The 19,151-nt window shown below is 62.9% G+C and carries 21 protein-coding genes; 11 read left to right on the forward strand and 10 right to left on the reverse strand.

What is annotated here, in order from left to right:
* Positions 1-9: 9 nt before the first annotated feature.
* The 6 genes from DTX69_RS01200 to DTX69_RS01225 all read right to left on the reverse strand — a co-directional run bounded on the left by DTX69_RS01200 (position 10) and on the right by DTX69_RS01225 (position 5,324).
* Positions 10-1,446, reverse strand: a complete 1,437-nt coding sequence (locus DTX69_RS01200; RefSeq protein ID WP_119299661.1) for an ABC transporter substrate-binding protein — start codon at positions 1,444-1,446, stop codon at positions 10-12.
* A 97-nt stretch (positions 1,447-1,543) separates the two neighbouring features.
* Positions 1,544-2,593, reverse strand: a complete 1,050-nt coding sequence (locus tag DTX69_RS01205; protein WP_119299662.1) for an NAD(P)-dependent oxidoreductase — start codon at positions 2,591-2,593, stop codon at positions 1,544-1,546.
* A gap of 12 nt (positions 2,594-2,605) precedes the next feature.
* On the reverse strand, positions 2,606-3,382 hold the full coding sequence (locus DTX69_RS01210; RefSeq protein WP_119300015.1) for an HpcH/HpaI aldolase family protein: 777 nt from the start codon (positions 3,380-3,382) through the stop codon (positions 2,606-2,608).
* A 36-nt stretch (positions 3,383-3,418) separates the two neighbouring features.
* A complete protein-coding gene (locus tag DTX69_RS01215) occupies positions 3,419-3,727 on the reverse strand; it encodes a putative quinol monooxygenase (RefSeq protein ID WP_119299663.1) in 309 nt (102 codons plus the stop codon).
* Positions 3,724-4,431, reverse strand: a complete 708-nt coding sequence (nanR, locus tag DTX69_RS01220; protein WP_119299664.1) for a transcriptional regulator NanR — start codon at positions 4,429-4,431, stop codon at positions 3,724-3,726. The genes DTX69_RS01215 and nanR overlap by 4 nt, the downstream gene beginning before the upstream one ends.
* Positions 4,432-4,859: 428 nt before the next feature.
* Positions 4,860-5,324 (reverse strand): flavodoxin family protein, encoded by a 465-nt coding sequence (locus DTX69_RS01225; RefSeq protein ID WP_119299665.1) that lies wholly within the window; start codon positions 5,322-5,324, stop codon positions 4,860-4,862.
* A gap of 80 nt (positions 5,325-5,404) precedes the next feature.
* Here DTX69_RS01225 and DTX69_RS01230 point away from each other — a divergent pair, with 80 nt between their 5' ends.
* The 6 genes from DTX69_RS01230 (at position 5,405) to DTX69_RS01255 (ending at position 11,648) form a co-directional block, all read left to right on the forward strand.
* On the forward strand, positions 5,405-6,646 hold the full coding sequence (locus tag DTX69_RS01230; protein WP_119299666.1) for an AI-2E family transporter: 1,242 nt from the start codon (positions 5,405-5,407) through the stop codon (positions 6,644-6,646).
* Positions 6,647-6,821: 175 nt separating this feature from the next.
* Entirely contained in the window at positions 6,822-7,955 is a 1,134-nt protein-coding gene (locus DTX69_RS01235) for a TRAP transporter substrate-binding protein (protein ID WP_119299667.1), read from the forward strand.
* Between the two features lie 85 nt (positions 7,956-8,040).
* Complete coding sequence (locus tag DTX69_RS01240) at positions 8,041-8,676, forward strand: TRAP transporter small permease subunit (protein ID WP_119299668.1); 636 nt, start codon at positions 8,041-8,043, stop codon at positions 8,674-8,676.
* Positions 8,673-10,091 carry a TRAP transporter large permease gene (locus tag DTX69_RS01245; protein ID WP_119299669.1) on the forward strand — a complete coding sequence of 473 codons (1,419 nt, stop codon included), beginning with the start codon at positions 8,673-8,675 and terminating at the stop codon, positions 10,089-10,091. Before DTX69_RS01240 ends, DTX69_RS01245 begins: the two co-directional genes overlap by 4 nt.
* 7 nt (positions 10,092-10,098) lie before the next feature.
* Positions 10,099-11,439, forward strand: a complete 1,341-nt coding sequence (locus tag DTX69_RS01250; RefSeq protein ID WP_284735476.1) for an amidase — start codon at positions 10,099-10,101, stop codon at positions 11,437-11,439.
* A gap of 23 nt (positions 11,440-11,462) precedes the next feature.
* Positions 11,463-11,648, forward strand: a complete 186-nt coding sequence (locus tag DTX69_RS01255) for a hypothetical protein (RefSeq protein WP_119299671.1) — start codon at positions 11,463-11,465, stop codon at positions 11,646-11,648.
* Between the two features lie 74 nt (positions 11,649-11,722).
* Here DTX69_RS01255 and DTX69_RS01260 read toward each other — a convergent pair whose 3' ends face one another.
* On the reverse strand, positions 11,723-11,977 hold the full coding sequence (locus DTX69_RS01260) for a hypothetical protein (RefSeq protein ID WP_322090869.1): 255 nt from the start codon (positions 11,975-11,977) through the stop codon (positions 11,723-11,725).
* Between the two features lie 248 nt (positions 11,978-12,225).
* The gene (locus tag DTX69_RS01265) at positions 12,226-12,990 is read right to left on the reverse strand and encodes a superoxide dismutase (protein WP_119299672.1); all 765 of its coding nucleotides are present in this window, start codon (positions 12,988-12,990) and stop codon (positions 12,226-12,228) included.
* 217 nt (positions 12,991-13,207) lie between these two features.
* Between DTX69_RS01265 and DTX69_RS01270 the strand changes: the two genes are divergently transcribed.
* The 3 genes from DTX69_RS01270 to DTX69_RS01280 all read left to right on the forward strand — a co-directional run bounded on the left by DTX69_RS01270 (position 13,208) and on the right by DTX69_RS01280 (position 14,744).
* Positions 13,208-13,606 (forward strand): encapsulin-associated ferritin-like protein, encoded by a 399-nt coding sequence (locus DTX69_RS01270; RefSeq protein WP_119299673.1) that lies wholly within the window; start codon positions 13,208-13,210, stop codon positions 13,604-13,606.
* Complete coding sequence (locus DTX69_RS01275) at positions 13,603-14,478, forward strand: family 1 encapsulin nanocompartment shell protein (RefSeq protein ID WP_119299674.1); 876 nt, start codon at positions 13,603-13,605, stop codon at positions 14,476-14,478. Before DTX69_RS01270 ends, DTX69_RS01275 begins: the two co-directional genes overlap by 4 nt.
* A 95-nt stretch (positions 14,479-14,573) precedes the next feature.
* Positions 14,574-14,744 (forward strand): DUF1328 domain-containing protein, encoded by a 171-nt coding sequence (locus DTX69_RS01280; protein ID WP_119299675.1) that lies wholly within the window; start codon positions 14,574-14,576, stop codon positions 14,742-14,744.
* A gap of 185 nt (positions 14,745-14,929) precedes the next feature.
* On the opposite strand, the gene DTX69_RS01285 is transcribed toward DTX69_RS01280, so the two are convergent.
* Together DTX69_RS01285 and DTX69_RS01295 are read right to left on the reverse strand one after the other, a co-directional pair.
* Positions 14,930-15,403, reverse strand: coding sequence for an HIT family protein (locus DTX69_RS01285; RefSeq protein ID WP_284735477.1), 474 nt, complete (start codon positions 15,401-15,403; stop codon positions 14,930-14,932).
* A 265-nt stretch (positions 15,404-15,668) separates the two neighbouring features.
* Positions 15,669-16,046, reverse strand: a complete 378-nt coding sequence (locus DTX69_RS01295) for a response regulator (RefSeq protein WP_119299678.1) — start codon at positions 16,044-16,046, stop codon at positions 15,669-15,671.
* Positions 16,047-16,310: 264 nt separating this feature from the next.
* Between DTX69_RS01295 and DTX69_RS01300 the strand changes: the two genes are divergently transcribed.
* Complete coding sequence (locus DTX69_RS01300) at positions 16,311-16,805, forward strand: molybdopterin-dependent oxidoreductase (protein ID WP_119299679.1); 495 nt, start codon at positions 16,311-16,313, stop codon at positions 16,803-16,805.
* Between the two features lie 25 nt (positions 16,806-16,830).
* Complete coding sequence (locus DTX69_RS01305; protein WP_119299680.1) at positions 16,831-19,143, forward strand: response regulator; 2,313 nt, start codon at positions 16,831-16,833, stop codon at positions 19,141-19,143.
* Positions 19,144-19,151: the final 8 nt, after the last annotated feature.

Here is a 19,151-nt window from a genome sequence, read left to right on the forward strand (position 1 = left end):
CCGAACGCTCTATTGCGGATAGGCGCCCGACTTCGCTGCCCAAGCCTGATACACGGCCTTTTGCTTGTCGACCCCGATTTTCGCGGTGATCGCGTCCCACTCGGCGGCGGCAGCGTCGAGGATGGACTTGGCGTCTTCACCGGCCCATAGCTTGCTGATTGCCTGGCGCAGGACCTCTTCGTACTTATCGGTCTGGAGCAGAGACAGATCGAGCAGGCCGGTCTTAGCCCCTTCGCTCAGCGTAGCCAGGTAGTCCTTCGCGTCGGGCCACTTGGCCAAATATTCCGGGCTGGTGAAATGCGAATCCCGGAACGGATCGCGCAGAGCGTAGGGCAGCTGCACGCGCTGGAGGCTGACGTCTTCGCTGTTCAGCCACTGGATGAAGAGATAGGCCGCGTCCTTGTTCTTGCTGGTCGAGGCGACCGACAGCGCGAAACCGGCCGCCAGCTCCGGATGGCCGCCCGGCGGCAGGGCATAGCCAACCTTGCCGGCGATCTGCGATTTCGGCACCCAGCTCAGCACTTCCTGGTCGGTGCCGTATCCGGCGGCCCAGCGGCCGTAGGGCGGCCAGGAGATGGTCATGGCCGTCTGCCCCTGCAGGAACGCGGCGAGGTTCTCGACGAAGCCCCACTGCTCCACGCCCGGCGGCATGAACTTGTTCTCGGCCCGCATGCCTTCGAGCACCTTCACGCCGACGTCGCTGTTGATGGTCGCCTTCATCGTCTCGGCATCGAAGAACTTGCCGCCTTCGGTGCGGAACCGCTCCTGGAACATGAACATGCCGTACGGTGGCTGGCGGAAGAACGCGGCGCCGTACATGTCCGGCTTGTACTTGTCGGTCAGGAACTGGCCGATCTCGGCGAACTCCTTCCAGGTCTTGGGCGGCGCGAGGTCGTAGCCGTGCTTGGCCTTGAACTCATCCTTGGTCGCCTGGTCGCCGAAGATGTCCTTGCGGTAGTAGAAGACGAAGACGTCGCCGTCATCCGGGAAGCCGTAGATCTTGTCGCCCACCTTCATCTGGTTGTCGCGATAGGTCGGGGCGATGGTTTGCAGCTCCGCCGCATAACCGTATTTCTCGACATAGGGATCGAGCACCTCCAGGGCGCCGGCATTGGCAAGATCGGGCATCCAAGCGGGCACCACGTTGAGCGCATCATAGGCGCCGGTGCCGGCCCGGTATTCCTGCATGATCTTGGTGAACATCTCGGCGATCGGCAGCTCAACCACCTTCACCTTGATGCCGGTCAGCTCTTCCCACTTCGGACCCGAGAAGTTCAGGGGATCCAACGCCTGCAAGCCTGCTTCCCAGGCGATGGTGATGGTCTGCCCGCGATATTTCTGGGCCTCCTTCACGGCGATCTCTGCCGCGCTCTCGGCCATTGCAGCGGACGCCCACGACATCGCCAAGCCGGCGACGGCGCCCACCCATGCCACTGTCTTGATCATGATCTCTCTCCCATTTACGGCGATCGCGCCGTGGCGCTCGCCTTGTTATCCCTTGCCGGCCTCCCCGACCGGGTAGGGATTCCTTGCAGCCGCGGCGCTAAGCGCCGAAGCGGTTGCGATAATTGTCCAGCCGCGTCTTGAAGGGCGGTTGATCCAGAACAGCGCGATTGACGACGCCGCGTGGCACGCGGCCGTGCTGGATGTCCAGAACTGCTTTGACGTCCGCTGCGCCGTTGCCGGCGAAGCACTGATCCGTCCAGCACAGAGCGTGCGGCGCCAGGATCACGTTGTCGAGTTTCAGGATCGGATCATCCGGTGCCGGCGGCTCCACCTCCAGCACGTCCAGGCCAGCCCCCGCGATGCGCCGTTCGCTGAGCACTTTGGTCAGCGCCGCCTGATCGACGATCGGCCCGCGCGCGGTGTTGATGAGATACGCCGTCGGTTTCATGAGCGACAGGCGTTCTGCATTGACCAGGTGTCGAGTCTCCGGTGTCAGCGGGCAATTGACGCACAGCACGTCGGAGCGCCGGAACACATCCTCCAGCCCCACCAGCTCGATCCCAAGCTCTGCAGCGATCGCCTTGTCGGCCAATGGATCGTGCGCGATGAATTTCATGTCGAACGGCTTGGCCAGGCGAAACAGCTCCGCCCCGATATTGCCGATGCCGACGGAACCCAAAGTGCGCCCCACCAGCCCCACCCCCATGTGCTCGGCGCGCTTGTTGAAGGTCTCGGGTCCGCCGCGCGTCAGCTTGTCCTTGATCATCAGCTTGCCGGTCAACGCCAGCATGAACGTGATGATCGAGACGGCAACGGGCCGGCGCACGCCGTCGGGCGTAATCACGAGGGGAATACCCGCTTCGGTGCAGGCCGGAACGTCGACATTGTCGTAGCCGACGCCGAAGCGAGCTACCACCGAGAGGCGGCCATTCGGATGGATGCTCTCGCGCGCGAACCGCGGCATCAGCAGAATGAGCGCGTCGAAATCGGCGATCTGGTCCGCGCGAACTGGATTGGCGTTCTCCAGGAACGCGACCTCGACGCCCGGCGCCGATTGCAGCGGCGCAAGATCGAAGTCCGGGAAAGTCGGCGAACCGTCCGCCTTCCTGAAATCGCCTGACAATGCGACGCGGAACGTGTCGGCCATTTCTGCCACCGTCTATTTGCAGCCGGCGCGAAGCTGGTTCACCGCTTCGGTCAAGGCACCCTGCAGCACCCAGACATCGCCCGAGTAACAGATGAAGTCGAAGCCCCACTTGTAGTAGTCGATACCAGTCTTGACGTCCGGCACCAGGCGGCCCGTCGCCTTGTTGTGCTTGCGGCAGGCCGCGACCACGCGGTCGATCGCGCCGGTGAACTTGGGATTGCCGAACTCGCCCGGAATGCCGAGCGATACCGACAGGTCGAAGTGCCCGACCCACAGGCAATCGACGCCGTCGACCGCCGCGATGGCCTCGGCGTTCTCGACGCCTTCCGCGGTTTCGATCTGGCAGAACAGAGTCGTGCGCTTGTTGGCACCGGCCAGCTTCTCCGGCACAGGCCCTGCGGTGTAGCCATCATGCGCCACGCCGAGCGCCACACCACGCTTGCCTTCCGGGTAGTACTTCATGCAATCGAGGATCGCCCGCGCTTCCTTGGCATTGCCGACCATCGGCAGCATGATGCCTTCGGCACCCATATCGCAGGCGCGCGCGATGTGGTGATATTCCTTGGACGGCACGCGCACGACTGGCGCGATGTCGGCTGCCTCGAAGTAGCGGATGGCGCTCTTCACCGTCTCGTAGCCGAATCCTGAATGCTCCAGATCGAACAGGACGAACTCGCAGCCGGCATTCTTCATGATGTGGCCGATGCCAGGTGTCGCAAACTCCACAATGAAGTGGCCCAGCTTCAACCCCCTGGTACGCGACATCGCTTTCAAGCCGGTCTCGGCCATCATTTCCTCCCTGTTCCTTGCCGAGGATGGCAGTCTTCAGGCTGCCGATCCCTCGCACACCAAATTCAACTCCGTAACTTTCTTGTCTGCCACGAGATCGGCGCTCGCCTCGTTGAAGCGCGCGAAGTGGCTGGTGTTCACATGCGCCTGGAACGCGGCGCGATCGTCATAGATCTCATAGAGCACGATGCGGTCGGTGTCGCTCGGCGATTCCAGCACATCGAAGCGGCGGCAGCCGGGCTCGTCACGGCACGATGCTCGGGCATTTTCGTCGATCAGGCGGCGAAAGTCGCTCCTGGCGCCCGGCTTCAGGCGGAAATCCACCATGATCACGAAGCCGTTCATTCCGCGCTCCCCCTCACCCGCCAATAGAGATCGGCGACCTGATCGAGGTGCGCGCGGATCACGCGCTCGGCGCGATCCGGATCGCGCGCGGCGATCGCCTCGTAGATCTGGGCATGATACGTGAAGGCGATCTCGTTCTGGCCGGGATAGGTCAGCGTGACGTGGCGCTGTTCCACCAGCCATTCGGCGATGGCGGCATGGATCGATTCGAAGATCGGATTGCCAGGGATGACCGCCAGGATGTGGTGGAACTCGACGTCGGTGCGCTCGAACTTCGCGGTATCGCCCAGCGACCGGCGGTTCGCCTCCAGCGCCTCGCGCAGGTCGCGCAACTCCTCATCGGTCGCGTGCACTGCCGCGTAGCGCGCCAGGCCACTCTCGAAGAAAGAGCGCGCCTGCTGGAAGTGCCGCACGCCGTCGGGCTGGGCCAGCAGATAGCGCGCGGTCCCGGCCAGGGATTCGACCACGACCTTCGGTGTCGGCCTGGTGGCGCGCGCCCGTCCCCCCGAGCGCAGCTCCACCAGCCCCATCTTCTGCAGGTGGAACAAAGCCTCGCGCACCGCAGGACGGCCGACGCCGAATTCGCGCATCAGATCGCGCTCCGAGGGCAATTGCTCGCCGGGCGCAACAGCCTGGTCCCGGATGCGCTGCTCCAGGTGCTGGGCGATCTCCTCGTAGAGCTTCCGACGGCGGATGACGGTCATTTTGGTATACCTGTCATACCAATTTCGGCTCGAAACCTAACGAGATTGCGGAGCCGAGTCAAACACGGAAATTTTGTTGCACAGCACACACCTAAGAGGCGCCACGTGTGCGTTGGATGCGAGGCAAGAGCCATCCGCTCGGCAGCGGCAACGCACCACCAGCACTTCGCTCCGGCAGCTCGCTCGCTCACTCGCTTGCGCGCACCTCTGCAGCTCGGCGGGTTCGGACCTTCCGCGCACGCCTTGGCCGTCATGTGTTTGAGTGAGTTGTGCAGGCCTTACGGATGACGCGATTCACTGATGAAAGGACGGAGCGCGTCGGCCTCCGTCCGATCAATGCATTCGCTGCGCCGATCCTGGCTCACCCTATGGCCGGCGTCAGTGTGATCCAAGATCGGCGCAGCGCAAGCGATACCCGCTCGCCAAATTCAAATGATCCCCGCCTCCAGGCTCACGGCCATGAGAGTGCCAAGCTCCTCGCACTGCACGACAAAGCTTTCCTGCCAATCGCCGCGCAGAATCAAGGGCGGCTGCACGGCGCGCCAGCGCAGGCCGGTCACGATCGTCTCCACGCCGCGCCTTGTTCCAGTGCCGTCGTGGCGGCCGCGAATGTAGAGCGCGTAGGGCTTGCCTTCCGTCCGCTCCAGGCAGGGGTAGTAGGTGCGGTCGAAGAAGTCCTTGAGCGCGCCGCTCATGTAACCGAGATTCTCGGTCGTGCCGAGAATGATTGCGTCCGACCACAGAACGGAATCGGCCGACGCTTCGAATGGCGTCAGCGCCCGCACTTCGACCTCCATGATCTCCGGCTTGGTCGCGCCCGCCACCGCCGCATCGCGCAAGCGCAGCGTATTCGGCGAGGGCACGTGGGCCACGATCAGCAAGTGCTTGGCCATGAGGTCGGCGCTTCCCTGGGATTGCGGGCCGCACTATCCGCCCGAGCCTCGGGCTGAATCAAGGTCTCGAGGCCCCGGACGTGACGGAACCAACGCCGCGTGTGGAGGGTTTCCAGAGCGGCATCGTCCGTGTCCGCGGGGAGGTGCGCGTCATGTCGAACGGGAGTCATGGCGGACCAGTGACCAAGGCGCTCAAGGACAAGGAGCGGGCAACGACCCCACAACAGGGCGCCAGACAGGGCGCCGAAGAAGAGGCCGTAGAGCAGATAGGCCGTACCATCAACGTTCAGACCGTCTTTCTGGGCGTCATCGCCGGGATCCTGGTGCTCTATACGCTCTACGTTACGCGCACGGTCGCAATCCCCATCGTCCTGGCCTGCATGCTCAACCTGGTCTTGACACCATTGGTGCTGGCCCTTGCGCGCATGCGGATTCCGGAGCCGATCGGCGCCGTATTGGTGGTAGTGCCGTTCCTGCTGTTGTTCGGGCTTGGCCTGTCGACCTTGGCGGAGCCTGCAGCCGGCTGGCTGCGGCGCCTGCCTTTTGTGATCGACCAGCTGAGCGATCGGCTCGACTTCCTGCGGGTCCCCGCCGAACAGCTGCGGCAAGCCGAGGAAGCGCTCGGCAACGTCGGTGCGGAGGAGGAGACCGTCGAAGACGTCACGCAAGTGGTCGTGGCACGGCAGACGACATTGCGCGACGTGCTCCTCAACGAAACCACGCGCTTCACAGTCGGCGCGGTCGCAACTCTGGTGCTGCTCTATTTCATGCTGGCAATGGGCGACAAGTTCCTGCGCCACCTGGTGTCGGCACTGCCCGACTTCCGCACCAAGAAGCAAGCGGTCGAAATCGCCCATCAGCTGCAGAGCGACATGTCGCACTATCTGCTCACCATCACCGGCATCAATGTGGCTTTCGGCGGCGTTGTCGCCGGCGCGATGTTCGCAACCGGTATGCCCAATCCCTTGTTGTGGGGCGCGATGGCGGGGCTGCTCAATTATGTCCCATTCCTGGGACACACCGTCTCGGCCATTGTCATCGGCATGGTGGCGCTGCTCAGCCTTCCCGATGTTACGACGGCGCTGATCCCGCCGGCCATCTTCATCGTGATTGCGGCTCTAGAGGGCAACGTGATAACCCCCATGATCGTGGCGCGACGCCTCACGCTCAACCCGGTTGCAGTGGTGACCGCACTCCTGATCTGGGGTTGGATGTGGGGAATCGTTGGCTTCCTGTTGGCCGTGCCGCTTCTGGTCGTGATGAAGATCGCCTGCGATCAGATCGAGCCTCTGAAGCCGGTAGGAGAGTTTCTGGGCAGCTGAGCCGGGCGGCTACGCCCACACCAATTTCGGTATTGGGCGGGGGCGATCATCCGCCAAAGGTCGAAACCTGACCCTTTGCCGTTTCCCTCCCCGGCCTTTCTGTGCATTAATCTAGAAAAACAACAATCAACCCGCCAAAGACGGGTAATCACAAATAACTAGCGGAGGAAAAATCATGACGGGCACTCATCAATCCAAATCACGCCGCGCCTTTCTCAAGGGTGGCGGCATTGCCGCCGGTGCGGCAGCGGCTTCTGTCATCGCAGCCCCCACCGTCGTCGCGCAAAGCCCGGTCGTCATCAAGATGCAGTCCTCGTGGCCCGCATCGGACGCTTTCCACGAAATGGCCGGGCAATACGTGAAGCTGGTTGAGGCAACCTCAGGCGGACGGCTGAAGATCGATCTTTTGCCGGCGGGCGCTGTGGTCGGTGCGTTCCAGGTCATCGATGCCGTGAATGACGGCGTGATCGACGCCTCCCACACGGTGCCGGTTTATTGGTACGGCAAGCACAAGGCAGCCTCCTTCTTCGGAACCGGTCCGGTTTGGGGCGGCAGCGCCACCACCATGCTGGCGTGGTTCCATTCCGGCGGCGGCAAGGAGTTCTATCGCGAGCTGACGCAGGACATCCTGGGACTGAACATCATCGGCTTCATGGGTTTCCCGATGCCGGCACAGCCCCTCGGCTGGTTCAAGAGTCCGGTAACCAAGGCAGGGCAGCTCAAAGGCCTCAAGTATCGTACCGTCGGATTGGCCGCCGATCTGTTCCAACAGATGGGCTTGAGCGTCGCGCAGCTTCCCGGCGGCGAAATCGTGCCGGCGATGGAGCGCGGCGTCATCGACGCGTTCGAGTTCAACAATCCGACTTCCGACATGCGGTTCGGCGCCCAGGATGTCGCGAAAAATTACATGCTCTCGTCCTATCACCAGGCAAGCGAGTGCTTCGAATTCCAGTTCAACAGGGACTTCTTCGAGGGCCTGGAGCCGGATCTGCAGGCGATTCTGCAGAACAGCGTCGATGCTGCCAGCAGCGTCAACACCTACTGGGCCCTGAAGCAGTACTCCGACGATCTGGCCAAGCTCCAGACCGAGCATGGAGTGAAGGTCCTGCGCACCCCTCAAGAGATTCTGGACGCGCAGCTCGCCGGCTGGGATAAGCTGATCGAGCAGCTGGGCAAGGACGAGTTCATGAAGCGCATCATGGACAGCCAGAAGCAGTTCGTTGAGAAGGTCGTGTTCTATGAACTGATGAACGCGCCCGACTATGTGCTGGCGTACAATCACTATTATCCCGGCAAGCTTGCGCTATAATACGGGGCACTAGCAAAGTCCGACCCGGCGGGGCCGTGACGCCGCGCCGGGTCGGATAGCATTCGGCGGCAGGGTTGCAGCAGATATGATCCGATATATCGAGTTCGCCGACCGGCTGTCCGCGTGGTTCGGCAAGGCGTTCGCCTGGGCGATCATGGTAATGACATTCGGGGTCGGCTATGAGGTCGTCGTTCGCCGGCTCCTGGGCGCCCCGACCGACTGGGCCTTCGATGTCTCCTACATCATGTACGGCACCTTGTTCATGATGGGGGGTGCCTACACGCTCTCCCGCAACGGCCATGTGCGCGGCGACTTCCTCTATCGCCTGTGGAAGCCGCGCACGCAGGCGATCGTGGAGTTTCTGCTCTATTTCCTCTTCTTCTTTCCGGGCGTTATCGCCCTGATCTTCGTCGGATGGAAGTATTCGGCACGCTCCTGGAGCTACGGCGAGGTCAGCGTGAACAGCCCCGCCGGTGTGCCGATCTTCCAGTTCAAGACCATCATCTTCGCGGCCGGCGCCCTGCTCTTCATCCAAGGCGTCGCGCAGGCCATGCGCTGCATCATGTGCATGCGCGACGGCTACTGGAGCCATGCCAAGGATGACATCGAGGAAACAGAGGTCAAGCTGATGCGCGGTGAAACGGTTGAGGAGCTGCGCGGAAGCACTGCCGAGACGATCGACGTGGTCGCGCCCAGTGAAGACCAGGAGACTCGTCGATGACCGATCCGCAGATCGCGCTGTTTATGCTGGGCGCGTTCATCTTCATTATCCTGCTCGGCTTCCCGATTGCCTTCACCTTGATGGCCATGGGCGTCGGCTTCGGCTACTACGCCTATTTCGATGCCGCCCGGATGTGGCGCACTTATAATCGCGCGGTCGAGAGCGGTGCGGATACCTGGACCCTGATCGAGACCTGGGTCGGCGGCTTCTTCAACAACCGGGTATTCGACCTCTTCATAAACCAGACATTCTCGGTGATGGCCAATGATGTGCTGACGGCCGTGCCGCTGTTCCTGTTCATGGGCTATATCGTCGAGCGCGCCAATATCGTTAGCCGCCTGTTCGCCACCCTCGCCATCGCGGCAAGGCACGTGCCAGGTTCGATGGCCGTGGCCGCGCTGATTACCTGCACCTTGTTCGCCACCGCCACCGGCATCGTGGGTGCGGTCGTGACGCTGATGGGTCTGCTGGCGTTCCCCGCCATGCTCAAGGCACGCTACGATACCAGCTTTGCCAGCGGCATCATCTGCGCCGGCGGCACGCTCGGCATTCTCATTCCGCCCTCGATCATGCTAATCGTATACGCTGCGGCGTCTGGCGTTTCGATCGTCCAGCTCTATGCCGGCGCGCTGTTTCCAGGACTGATGCTCGCCGGACTCTACCTCACCTACATCATCCTGCGTGCGGCCGTGCAGCCGCAGATCGCGCCCAAGCCCCCGAAGGAAGAGACAGCGATGCCGCTTCCGCAGCTGTTCCTGCTGCTGCTGACCTCGTTCTTTCCGCTCGCTATCCTCATCATGGCGGTCCTGGGTGCGATCTTCTTCGGCTGGGCGACACCGTCGGAAGCGGCGGCCGTCGGCGCGCTCGGCGGCCTGGTGCTGGCCATCGCCTACCGGGCGCTCACGTGGCAGCGGCTGCGCGAATCCATCTACCTGACGGTGCGCACCACGGCCATGGTGTGCTGGCTGTTCGTCGGCTCCTGGACCTTTTCATCGGTCTTTTCCTATCTGGGCGGCGAGCAGATCATCACCGAATTCGTCACCGGACTCGACATCACGCCGCTGATGTTTCTGATCCTGGCCCAGATCATCATCTTCCTGCTGGGCTGGCCGCTGGAATGGTCGGAGATCATCATCATCTTCGTGCCGATCTTCCTGCCGCTGCTGCCGCATTTCGGCATCGATCCCTTGTTCTTCGGGATCCTGGTGGCGCTCAACCTGCAGACCTCGTTCCTGACACCGCCGATGGCGATGTCCGCCTACTATCTCAAGGGAATTGCGCCGCCCTTCGTGCAACTGGTCCAGATCTTCCGCGGCTGCCTGCCGTTCCTCTCATTGGTGATGCTGGCCATGGTGATGCTGTACGTGTTCCCGGACCTGGTGTTCTACCTGCCCAACCTGCTGTACGGGCGGTGAGGTCGGAATGACCATGACGGACCTCGCCGATCTCAGCGCGCTCGAAGCCCGCGCCCGGATGGAACGGGGCGAATTGCGGGCGAGCGAGTTCATCGAGGCGCAGCTGCGCCGGATCGCCGCCAGAGACGCTACTATCCAGGCCTTCGCCTTCTTCGATCCGGAGTTGCCGCGCGCGGCCGTCAAGGCGTGCGACGAATATCGCGCGAGCGGCCGGCCGATCGGCGCACTGCATGGCCTTAGCGTCGGACTGAAGGACATCATCGACACCGCCGATATGCCGACGGAGAACGGCACGCCGATCGATGCCGGACGCCGCCCTGCGAAAGACGCCACCATCGTGCGACGCCTGCGCGCGGCCGGCGCCGTGGTGATGGGCAAGACTGTGACGACGGAACTGGCCTACGCCGCGCCTGGAAAGACCCGCAATCCGCACGACCCGGAGCGCACCCCTGGCGGGTCCTCCTCCGGCTCCGCCGCTGCCGTTGCCGCCGGCATGGTGTCGTTTGCGGTTGGGACCCAGACGTTCGGATCTGTGATCCGGCCGGCCTCCTTCTGTGGCGTCGTCGGCTTCAAACCGACCCACGGACTTATTCCGCGCACCGGCGTCCGGTTGCTCGTCGGTCCGCTCGACACGGTCGGCGTTTTCGCCCGCACCGTTGCCGATGCGGCGATGATCGCTGAGGTGCTCGCAGGCCACGATCCGGGAGATGTCGATACTAGCCTGGCGCCGCCGCCGAAGCTGCTGGAAATCGCGCTGACCGACCCGCCAGTGCAGCCGGACATCGCCTTCGTAAAGTCGAATGTGTGGGACCAGGCGGAGCCGGAGACGCAGGAGGGCTTTCGCGAACTCGTCGAGGCGCTCGGCGAGCGCTGCACGGAAGTGGCTCTGCCGGAGATTTTCGAAGAGTGGCTCGGCGCGCACCGGTCGCTGATGCAGGCAGGCATGGCGCGCAACCTCGGCCCCTATTACCGGAAGGCCAAGGACAAGCTCAGCCCGGCGATGCGCGCCATCATCGAGGATGGGTTGAAAGTAAGCGCCGTCGATTATCTGACGGCGCTGGATTGGCGCGAGGCGCTGAATAACGGCCTCGAGCAGTTGTTCGATCGCTATGATGCGATCGTCACGCCGGCGGCCCCCGGAGAGGCCCCGCGCGGATTCGACTCAACGGGCAATCCGATCTTCAACGGCCTTTGGACTCTGTGCGGCGTTCCTGCAATCACACTGCCGCTTCTCACCGGTCCGAGCGGGTTGCCGGTCGGCGTTCAGCTGGTCGGTCGCCGCGGAGAGGATGCAAGGCTGTTACGGACGGCGCGCTGGCTGGCGAGCGCGATCGAAAACCAAGCGTAGCACGGAATGGCAAAAAAGGCCGGATGATGCTGAATACGATCCTCAAGTTAGCTGCGTTGGCAAGTTTCGTGGCGTCGGTCACCGTGCTTGCCATCTATGTTCCGGACCTGGATCTGATAGCTGTCCTCATCATCGTCGCCGTCATGGCGATCTATGACTTCCTGATCCGTCCCATCCGGATCCGCAACGGCAACAACCGTCAGCGCTGAGCCAATAAGAAACGGCTGCCCGTCGAGGGGAAACGGGCAGCCGCTGGTTCGATAAGTTGCGATCGTGTGAGTGGTTAGTCCCACTCCCAGATCGGCTTACCGAAATAGACATCATCCGGATCGGTCAGTGCGCCGCCCGCTGCGCCCGCGGCACCGCCGAGCAATGCGCCAGTTCCAGGGCTACCCAGCAAAGCGCCGCCCGCTGCACCCGCACCCGCACCAAGGGCTCCGCCTGTTATCGCACGCTCACCTTTGCTGGTGCCGCAGGCCGATAACCCGGCGCCGATCGCCAGCAAGGCAACTAGAGAGATGACCTTCATGCCGCGCATCTGAAACTCTCCTCGTCGCAGTTTCCGTCGCGTGCCTAAAAAACACGCCGGGCCCAATCTTGGTTCCGGCGTGCGCAATGGGAAGGCACGAGTACGTGAGTCCACCCACCCTTGCAGCTCCTATTGTATTGAAACTAGGCGCTTCACCGCGACTTTCGGCGCTGAATCAACTCGCCGTGAGCACCGGCTCATGCGCAGCCGGCGCGGCCGATTGTGGCGACAATGTGGCCGCGCCGCTCAGTTTTGATTCATCGGCGAGCTGCGCGCTTGCCAGTGCGTTGCCGCGCCTCCTCCAACTCGGCACCTTCGTCGCTGTCCAAGGCGCGCGCGGCCTGACGTGCGCCACTTTCCGTTGCGCCGGATTTTGCGAAGGCATGTTGCGCGGACTGATAGTCGCGCGCCGAAAGGACGTCACCTTCACCGCGCAACTCGAATCGCTCCGCAGCGAACGTCCAGTTCGCGAGCTTCTTCACGAAGGCGTCGATGAACTTTGGGCGGTCATTCTGGTAGTCGAGATAGTACGCGTGCTCCCACACGTCGCACGTCAAGAGTGCCTGCTGGCCGTGCAGCATCGGGAGCTCTGCGTTGGCGGTGGTGACCACCTTCAGCTTGTCGCGATCGAGGATCAGCCAGGCCCAACCGCTGCCGAACTGTTTCGCGGCCTTGTCGGCGAACTCTTTCTGGAAGGCGTCGAACCCGCCGAAGTCCTTGTCGATCTGCCGCTTGAGATCGCCACCAGGTCCTGCCCCGCCGTCGGGCGTGAGGCAGTGCCAGAAGAAGGAATGGTTCCAGTGCTGACCGGCATTGTTGAAGACCTCCCAGTCCTTCTGCCAGCTCTTCTGGATGATCTCGCCGAGCGCCAACTGCGCATATGGCGTCCCCTCAATCGCCTTGTTCAGCTTGTCGACATAGGCCTTGTGGTGTTTGCCGTGGTGGAACTTGAGCGTCTCAGGCGAAATATGCGGACTGAGTGCATCGAAATCGTAGGGCAATTTGGGAAGCGTGAAAGCCATGACCTGTCACCGATAAAACGCGTTGCAAAGAAGGCAGTTTCTGAAGCGCCGAACGGCTCGCAGGGGCGAGCCCCCGGCACCGAAAGTAAACAAGTCGCCCGGAAACCGGTTCCGGAGGCGCGGGGGAGCGGAACCGGGACAGATTCCGAGGGTTTAACGGTGACAACCCACGGGCACGCCGTGGGACCAATTGTCGCTGTCAGCCAGAGGGATTCCGATGTCGAGCGAACTGCTGCATGAGGCTGCCGAAAATTTATCGCCCGCGACCATAGACCGCCATAGGGCGACGGTATCGTTGATGGAGGAGCTGGAAGCGATCGATTGGTACGACCAGCGCATCGACGCGGCGACCGATCAGAGGCTGAAGGAGATCCTGCGGCACAACCGCGACGAAGAAAAAGAGCATGCCGCCATGGTCCTGGAATGGCTGCGCCGACAAGACCCGGTGCTGGACGAGCAGCTTCGCACGTACCTGTTCAAGGAAGGCGACATCCTCTCGGTCGAGGCCGGAGCGGAGGCAGCGGAAGCCGTGGGGGCAGAAGCTCCTGATGCGGCCGATGTGAGCGATGGCTGCCTTGGGATCGGCGACCTCAGAGGCGAGGAGGTGGCGCCATGAATCACTTGCTGCGCGAGCTCGCCCCGCTCACCGGCGGCGAATGGAAAGCGATCGATGAGGAAGCCAAACGCACGCTCAAGATCAATCTCGCGGCGCGCCGACTGGTGGACTTTCGCGGCCCGCATGGCTGGCAAACCTCCAGTATCAACCTGGGCCGGGTGGAAGATGTCGGAGCCGAGATTCGTCCGGGCGTGGAAATCCGGCGCCGCCGGGTGCAGCCGCTGATAGAACTCCGCGTGCCGTTCGAGTTGTCGCGTGAGGAACTCGACATCATCAGCCGCGGCGGCGGGGACCCGGATCTGAGACCGGTCACAGAGGCCGCTCGCTCGATTTCGATCGCCGAGAACCAGGCGGTGTTCAACGGCTTTGCACCCGGGCGCATCACCGGAATGCTCGAAGCGACCCTAGAAAGCGCGCTCACTCTCACTGACGATTATGTGCGCTATCCGGAGGTCGTGGCAGAGGCGCTTGGCAAGCTACGGAACTTGGGAGTCGACGGGCCCTATGGCATAGCGCTCGGTCCACGTTGCTATGTCGGCCTCACCGAGACCACGACTGGAGGCGGCTATCGCGTCTATGATCACGTCAAGCGCCTGCTGAACGGCCCGCTGGTTTGGACGCCTGGTATCGATGGCGCCATTGTGGTGTCGATGCGCGGGGGAGATTTCGAGCTGACGGTGGGCGAGGATTTCTCGATCGGCTATCTCAACCATACCTCCAATACGGTGCGACTATATCTGCAAGAGAGCCTCACGTTCCGCGTGCTGACCGCGGAGGCCGCCATCGCCTTACGTTACCGTGAAAACAAGGCAGAGCTGGCGCCGCCCGCCCGCGGCGCGTCCACGGGGCGCCGATCAAGAGCGCAAGAATAGGGAACTCTGTACCTGCAGCATCCGTTTACTTAGCAAGCCGCGCATCACGAGCTTGCGCGGCAGATGAGGTGCGGGAGCCGGGATGGAGGTCCAGTATGTTGTATTGGGCGTTGCTCTTTCTCATCGTCGCGATCGTCGCCGGTCTTTTTGGTTTTGGCGGCATTGCGACGACTGCGTCCAGCATCGCACAGGTGCTGTTCTTTATCTTCCTGGTGCTATTCATCATCAGCCTGTTCTTCGGCTGGCGGGGCGGAGTCGGCCCCTGACGCCGGAACAGATACTTGACGTGGCGGCGGCATCGGCCAGCAGATTCCGCCGCCGGCCCGTGGCAAGCACGCGAGTGAGCGCCCAAAGCGGCAGCAGGTCCCTCCCCCCAGAGCTGCCGCGCTGTCACCAAGGAGCATCGGTGACATCGTTTGCCACGGGCCATTTCCTTCCCTGATCTCCGGATTCAGCGTGCCAAGCGGGACCGAATGCGCTCTGCGAGCGCGCGCAGTTGCTCGACAGGGAGCGCCGGAAATTCGCGGCTCATGATGCGGGTCATGCCGCTCGGCATCTTCTCTTCGACGATCTCGCCGCGAATCATTTGATCATTGAGCGCGTCGCCGGCGCGGTGCGGTGCCAGGTGGACGTGCAGGTGCGGCACGCCGTCTCCGAAGATGTAGACATAGACGATGTCGGTGTCCGTCGCCTCCTTCAAGGCGCGCGTGCAGCGCGCCATGACAGCACCGAACGTCGCCGCCTCTGCCCCATCCAGATCGGTGATGAATCTGATATGCCGCTTTGGCTCGAGATAGGCAAAGCCCGGCACTTCCGAAGCCAGGCTGACGGTGAGGCGCCAAAGGCGATCCTCCCACACCTGCACGCGCTCAAGCTCCTGGTCTGCCGCTACACTGCGGCACATGGGACATTCAGGGATCGTCATCGGCCGACTCCTCGCTCAGGCGACGGGTGAACCGATCTTTGGGTGATCTCAGTATTTGTGCAAGCGCGCCATCGGCCTGGGGCGGCGCGACGGCACCGCCTTGATGATCGCGCGCGGTGTGAGGGCGAATCCGCCCGCGCCCGCCGCCGGCAGGTGACCATTCGACGATGCTGCGCTCGAGAGTTTTGCCGGTTTGGCCGGCAGTCGGGACAATCGAGCCATCGCGAACGGTCACTCTGCTTCGGGGGGAGGAACGTGCTCGGCGTTATGCAAAGATGTGCTCCGGATTCCCGGTAACCGCCTGCAACAACTGCGAGGGAGTAAAGGGCTTCTGAACGACCGCGTCAGCGCCCAATGTCTGGGCAACATTCAGATAATCCACCGGCAGGCGCGGCGATCCGCCGGAAATCGCAACGACGCGCGGCTGTCTTGACCCGACCTTCGCCTCGCGCAGGACGTCGATGCCATCCACGTGCGGCATGAAGATGTCGGTGACGATGACCTCCGGCTCGAGCGAGGCGCAGAGCTCGATTCCTTCGCCGCCATCCTTGGCCTGCGCGACCTCATAACCCGCTCGTTTCAGCATCATCGCGATCAGGCAACGCACCTGCGGGTCGTCATCGATCACAAGCGCCATAGCCATGATTCACCTCTCCTTTACCTTGTGCCGCGTTTATCCGGGTTTGGTGTCTCTGTTGCGGTTCTCTTATGGCAGGGCGACGGCGACGGCGTCGATTGCGCCCAAGGATGGTCGACGGTGTCATCGGCATGAGCGCATCATACGAAAGTATGAGCGGCCATCCGGATGCGGAATTTCCCCGCGGCGATTAACGGCCTAGAAGTCAATGCAGGGGCAATGTGCGTGCGACGCGATTGCCCACCAACATGTGCCATTTGGAGACGTCTTATGCAGTTCCTAAAGGTCCTGTTGAGCGCACTGGCGCTCCTGTTCCTGGGTGCGGCGCCGAGTGCCGCCTTGGGGGAGCCCGCGCTTCTCACCATCTCGGGCGAGATCGGGTCCGGCAACCAGGATGGCAAGCTGGTGCTGGACCGAGGCGCGTTCGAGGCCATGCCAATGTCCATCGTGAAGACCGAGACCCCCTGGACCGAAGGCATGGTGACGTTCGAAGGCGTTCCGCTGAAGGCGCTGCTCGATCTGGCCGCGGCGAACGGCGAGACCATTCACGCAGTCGCCCTCAATGACTATGCGGTCGACATTCCAGTAGGGGATTCGGCCAACCCCAAGGTGATCGTCGCCTATCGCATGAACGGCCAGACCATGCGGGTACGTGACAAGGGGCCGCTCTGGCTGATCTATCCGTTGAGCGATGAGCCGTCGCTGCGAACCGAGGCGACGCACACCAAGATGATCTGGCAGATCAAAGCCTTCGAAATCCGGTAAGACTGCCCCAGGCCAGGCGTTTCCCATGCTCTCGCTTCCGCGACCATTCCAGCGGAACGCCTGGCTGCTGGTGGCCATCGGTGTCTTCCTGCTTGGGACGATCGTTTCCGCCTATCGGATCTATCAAACTCAAGCGGCGATCTTCTGGAACTACCGTACCGGCACCTGGCTGGTGGTGGAGGCGCAGACCGAGTTGCAGAATGCGCTGATGGCCGCGAAGACCTTCCGGATCGAACCGTCGGAGGTGGCCCGTGATGAACTGGCGGTCCGGTTCGATGTTTTCTGGAGCCGCATCCCGCTGATCCTGGATTCGCAGGAAGGCGTCGACATCAGGCGCATCGATGCGATTGTCCCGAACACTCACAAGGTGCTGGCGGAACTCCCGCTGCTGGACGAGGACCTGGAGCGGATCCAGGTAGGCGATATCGGATCGGTCAAGCCGTTCGAGCGCCGCTTGGCTTCGCTGGCGCCCCTATTCGAGGAGATGACGCGGGTCGTCCTGGTGCAGGATGAGCTGCGCTATCGCTCCGGCAGCCTGCTGAAGGAGATGTGGTGGACCGTCGCGGCATTTCTGCTCGCGATCAGCGCCGGAGTCGTTCTCATCATCGGAAACCTGATCAACACGCGCCGGATCCGGAACCTGCTGGCACAGCGGGAGGCGATCGAGCGGGTGCAGGCGACCCAGCTTGCCGCCATCGAAAGCAGCGGCGAAGGCATTGCCATGTTCGACGCAGAGGGCCGCCTCGGCTATTCCAATGAGGCGTTCCATCAGCTTATCGGCGATGACTTTACCCGCACCCTCAATCTCCGCTCATGGCGGCGGTTCCTGACCCGCGATGGCGCGAGGACCTTGCTCCGGGGACTGCGCCAGGCCAACCGGCAGATGCCGTGGAAGGGCGAGATCCGAGGCCGCACGCTGGCAGGCGCCGAGCGGGACTGGGAAGCTCATATCATGCGCCGCCGCGAAGAAGGGTTCGTGGCGGTCATTCGCGATCTGACGGACCGCAAGGCGGCGGAGCGCGAACACAGCCTGCTGCAGCAACAACTGCATCGGGTCGAAAAGATGGATGCGGTCGGACGGTTGGCCGGCGGCGTGGCACACGACTTCAACAACATCCTCGCCGCCATCCTGGGTTTCGGCTCCCTGCTCGAGCTCGATCTCGAAGATCGCCCGGAGCAGCGCCACATGGCGCAGCAGATCCTGAACGCGGCGGAGCGAGGCAAGGAGCTGGTGCAGAGCATCATGACCTTCAGCCGCACCGAAAAGTCGGAGCGTGCGGTCGTCGAAGTCGGCGCCATTTGCCGCGAGGCCGCCACCATGGCCGCCCTTTCGATTCCCGGCCCGGCCGTGTTCGAGACCGAGATCGAGCCTCGCAGCCTGCCGGTCGTCGGCAATGCCACGCAGATCAATCGCGCCATTCTCAACCTGTGCATCAACGCGCGCGACGCGCTGGAAGGCAATCGCGGCACCGTCAGGCTCGAGGTTGCCCGGGTGCTGGCGGAGGACGCGGGCATGATCGGCTCCGCGCCCACCTTGCCCGCTGCGCAGCAAGCGGTCGTCAGCATCGATCCAATCTCGGAGACGCAGACACGCGCCTGGGTTGGCGGAGCGGGTAAGGTGGCTGAGTTCTATGCCCGCATCCGTGTGATGGATGACGGCAGCGGCATCAGTCGCGGCATCATGGAGAAGATGTTCGATCCCTTCTTCACCACCAAGGATGTAGGGCGGGGTACCGGTCTGGGTTTGGCCTCCGTGCTTGGAATCGTGAAAGCCCATGGTGGTGCAATCGCGGTGGACAGCACCATCGGAAAGGGTTCGATTTTCGACATTCTGCTGCCCTTGCAGGCAGCCCCGACCGAGACTGCGCAAGCGCAAGCCGCTGCAGGCAAAGAATCCGCCACCGTGCTTTCGGACATGCATGTCCTGCTGGTGGACGATGACCCTGGCGCCGGCAACGCACTCGGCGCCATCTTGCAGAAGGTCGGCTGCGAGGTCTCCTATGTCGCCAGCGGAGCGGAGGCGCTAGCGGTCGTTGTGGATGAACCCGATTGGTTCGACCTGGTCGTCACCGATCTTGCCATGCCGGAGATGTCGGGGCTCGACTTGGCGAGCCGCCTCAGAGAGCACCGGTTTGCCCGGCCGATCGTGTTGGCCAGTGCCCGCTTGCAGGATGCTTCCCTTGAGGAGCGAGCACGTGCCGGAATCGAATACACGATCGCGAAGCCTTTCACCTTGAGCGAGGTGGCCGCAGTGATCTGGTCGATCGCCGGCGCGCGTGCAACAAAAAAGATCGAAGAAAACGCGCGAGCGGGCGCTGCCCGCGCCTTCGGCGCCTGAGGGAATGC

The organism is Dongia deserti, assembly GCF_003574735.1.
Taxonomy (GTDB): domain Bacteria; phylum Pseudomonadota; class Alphaproteobacteria; order Dongiales; family Dongiaceae; genus Dongia_A; species Dongia_A deserti.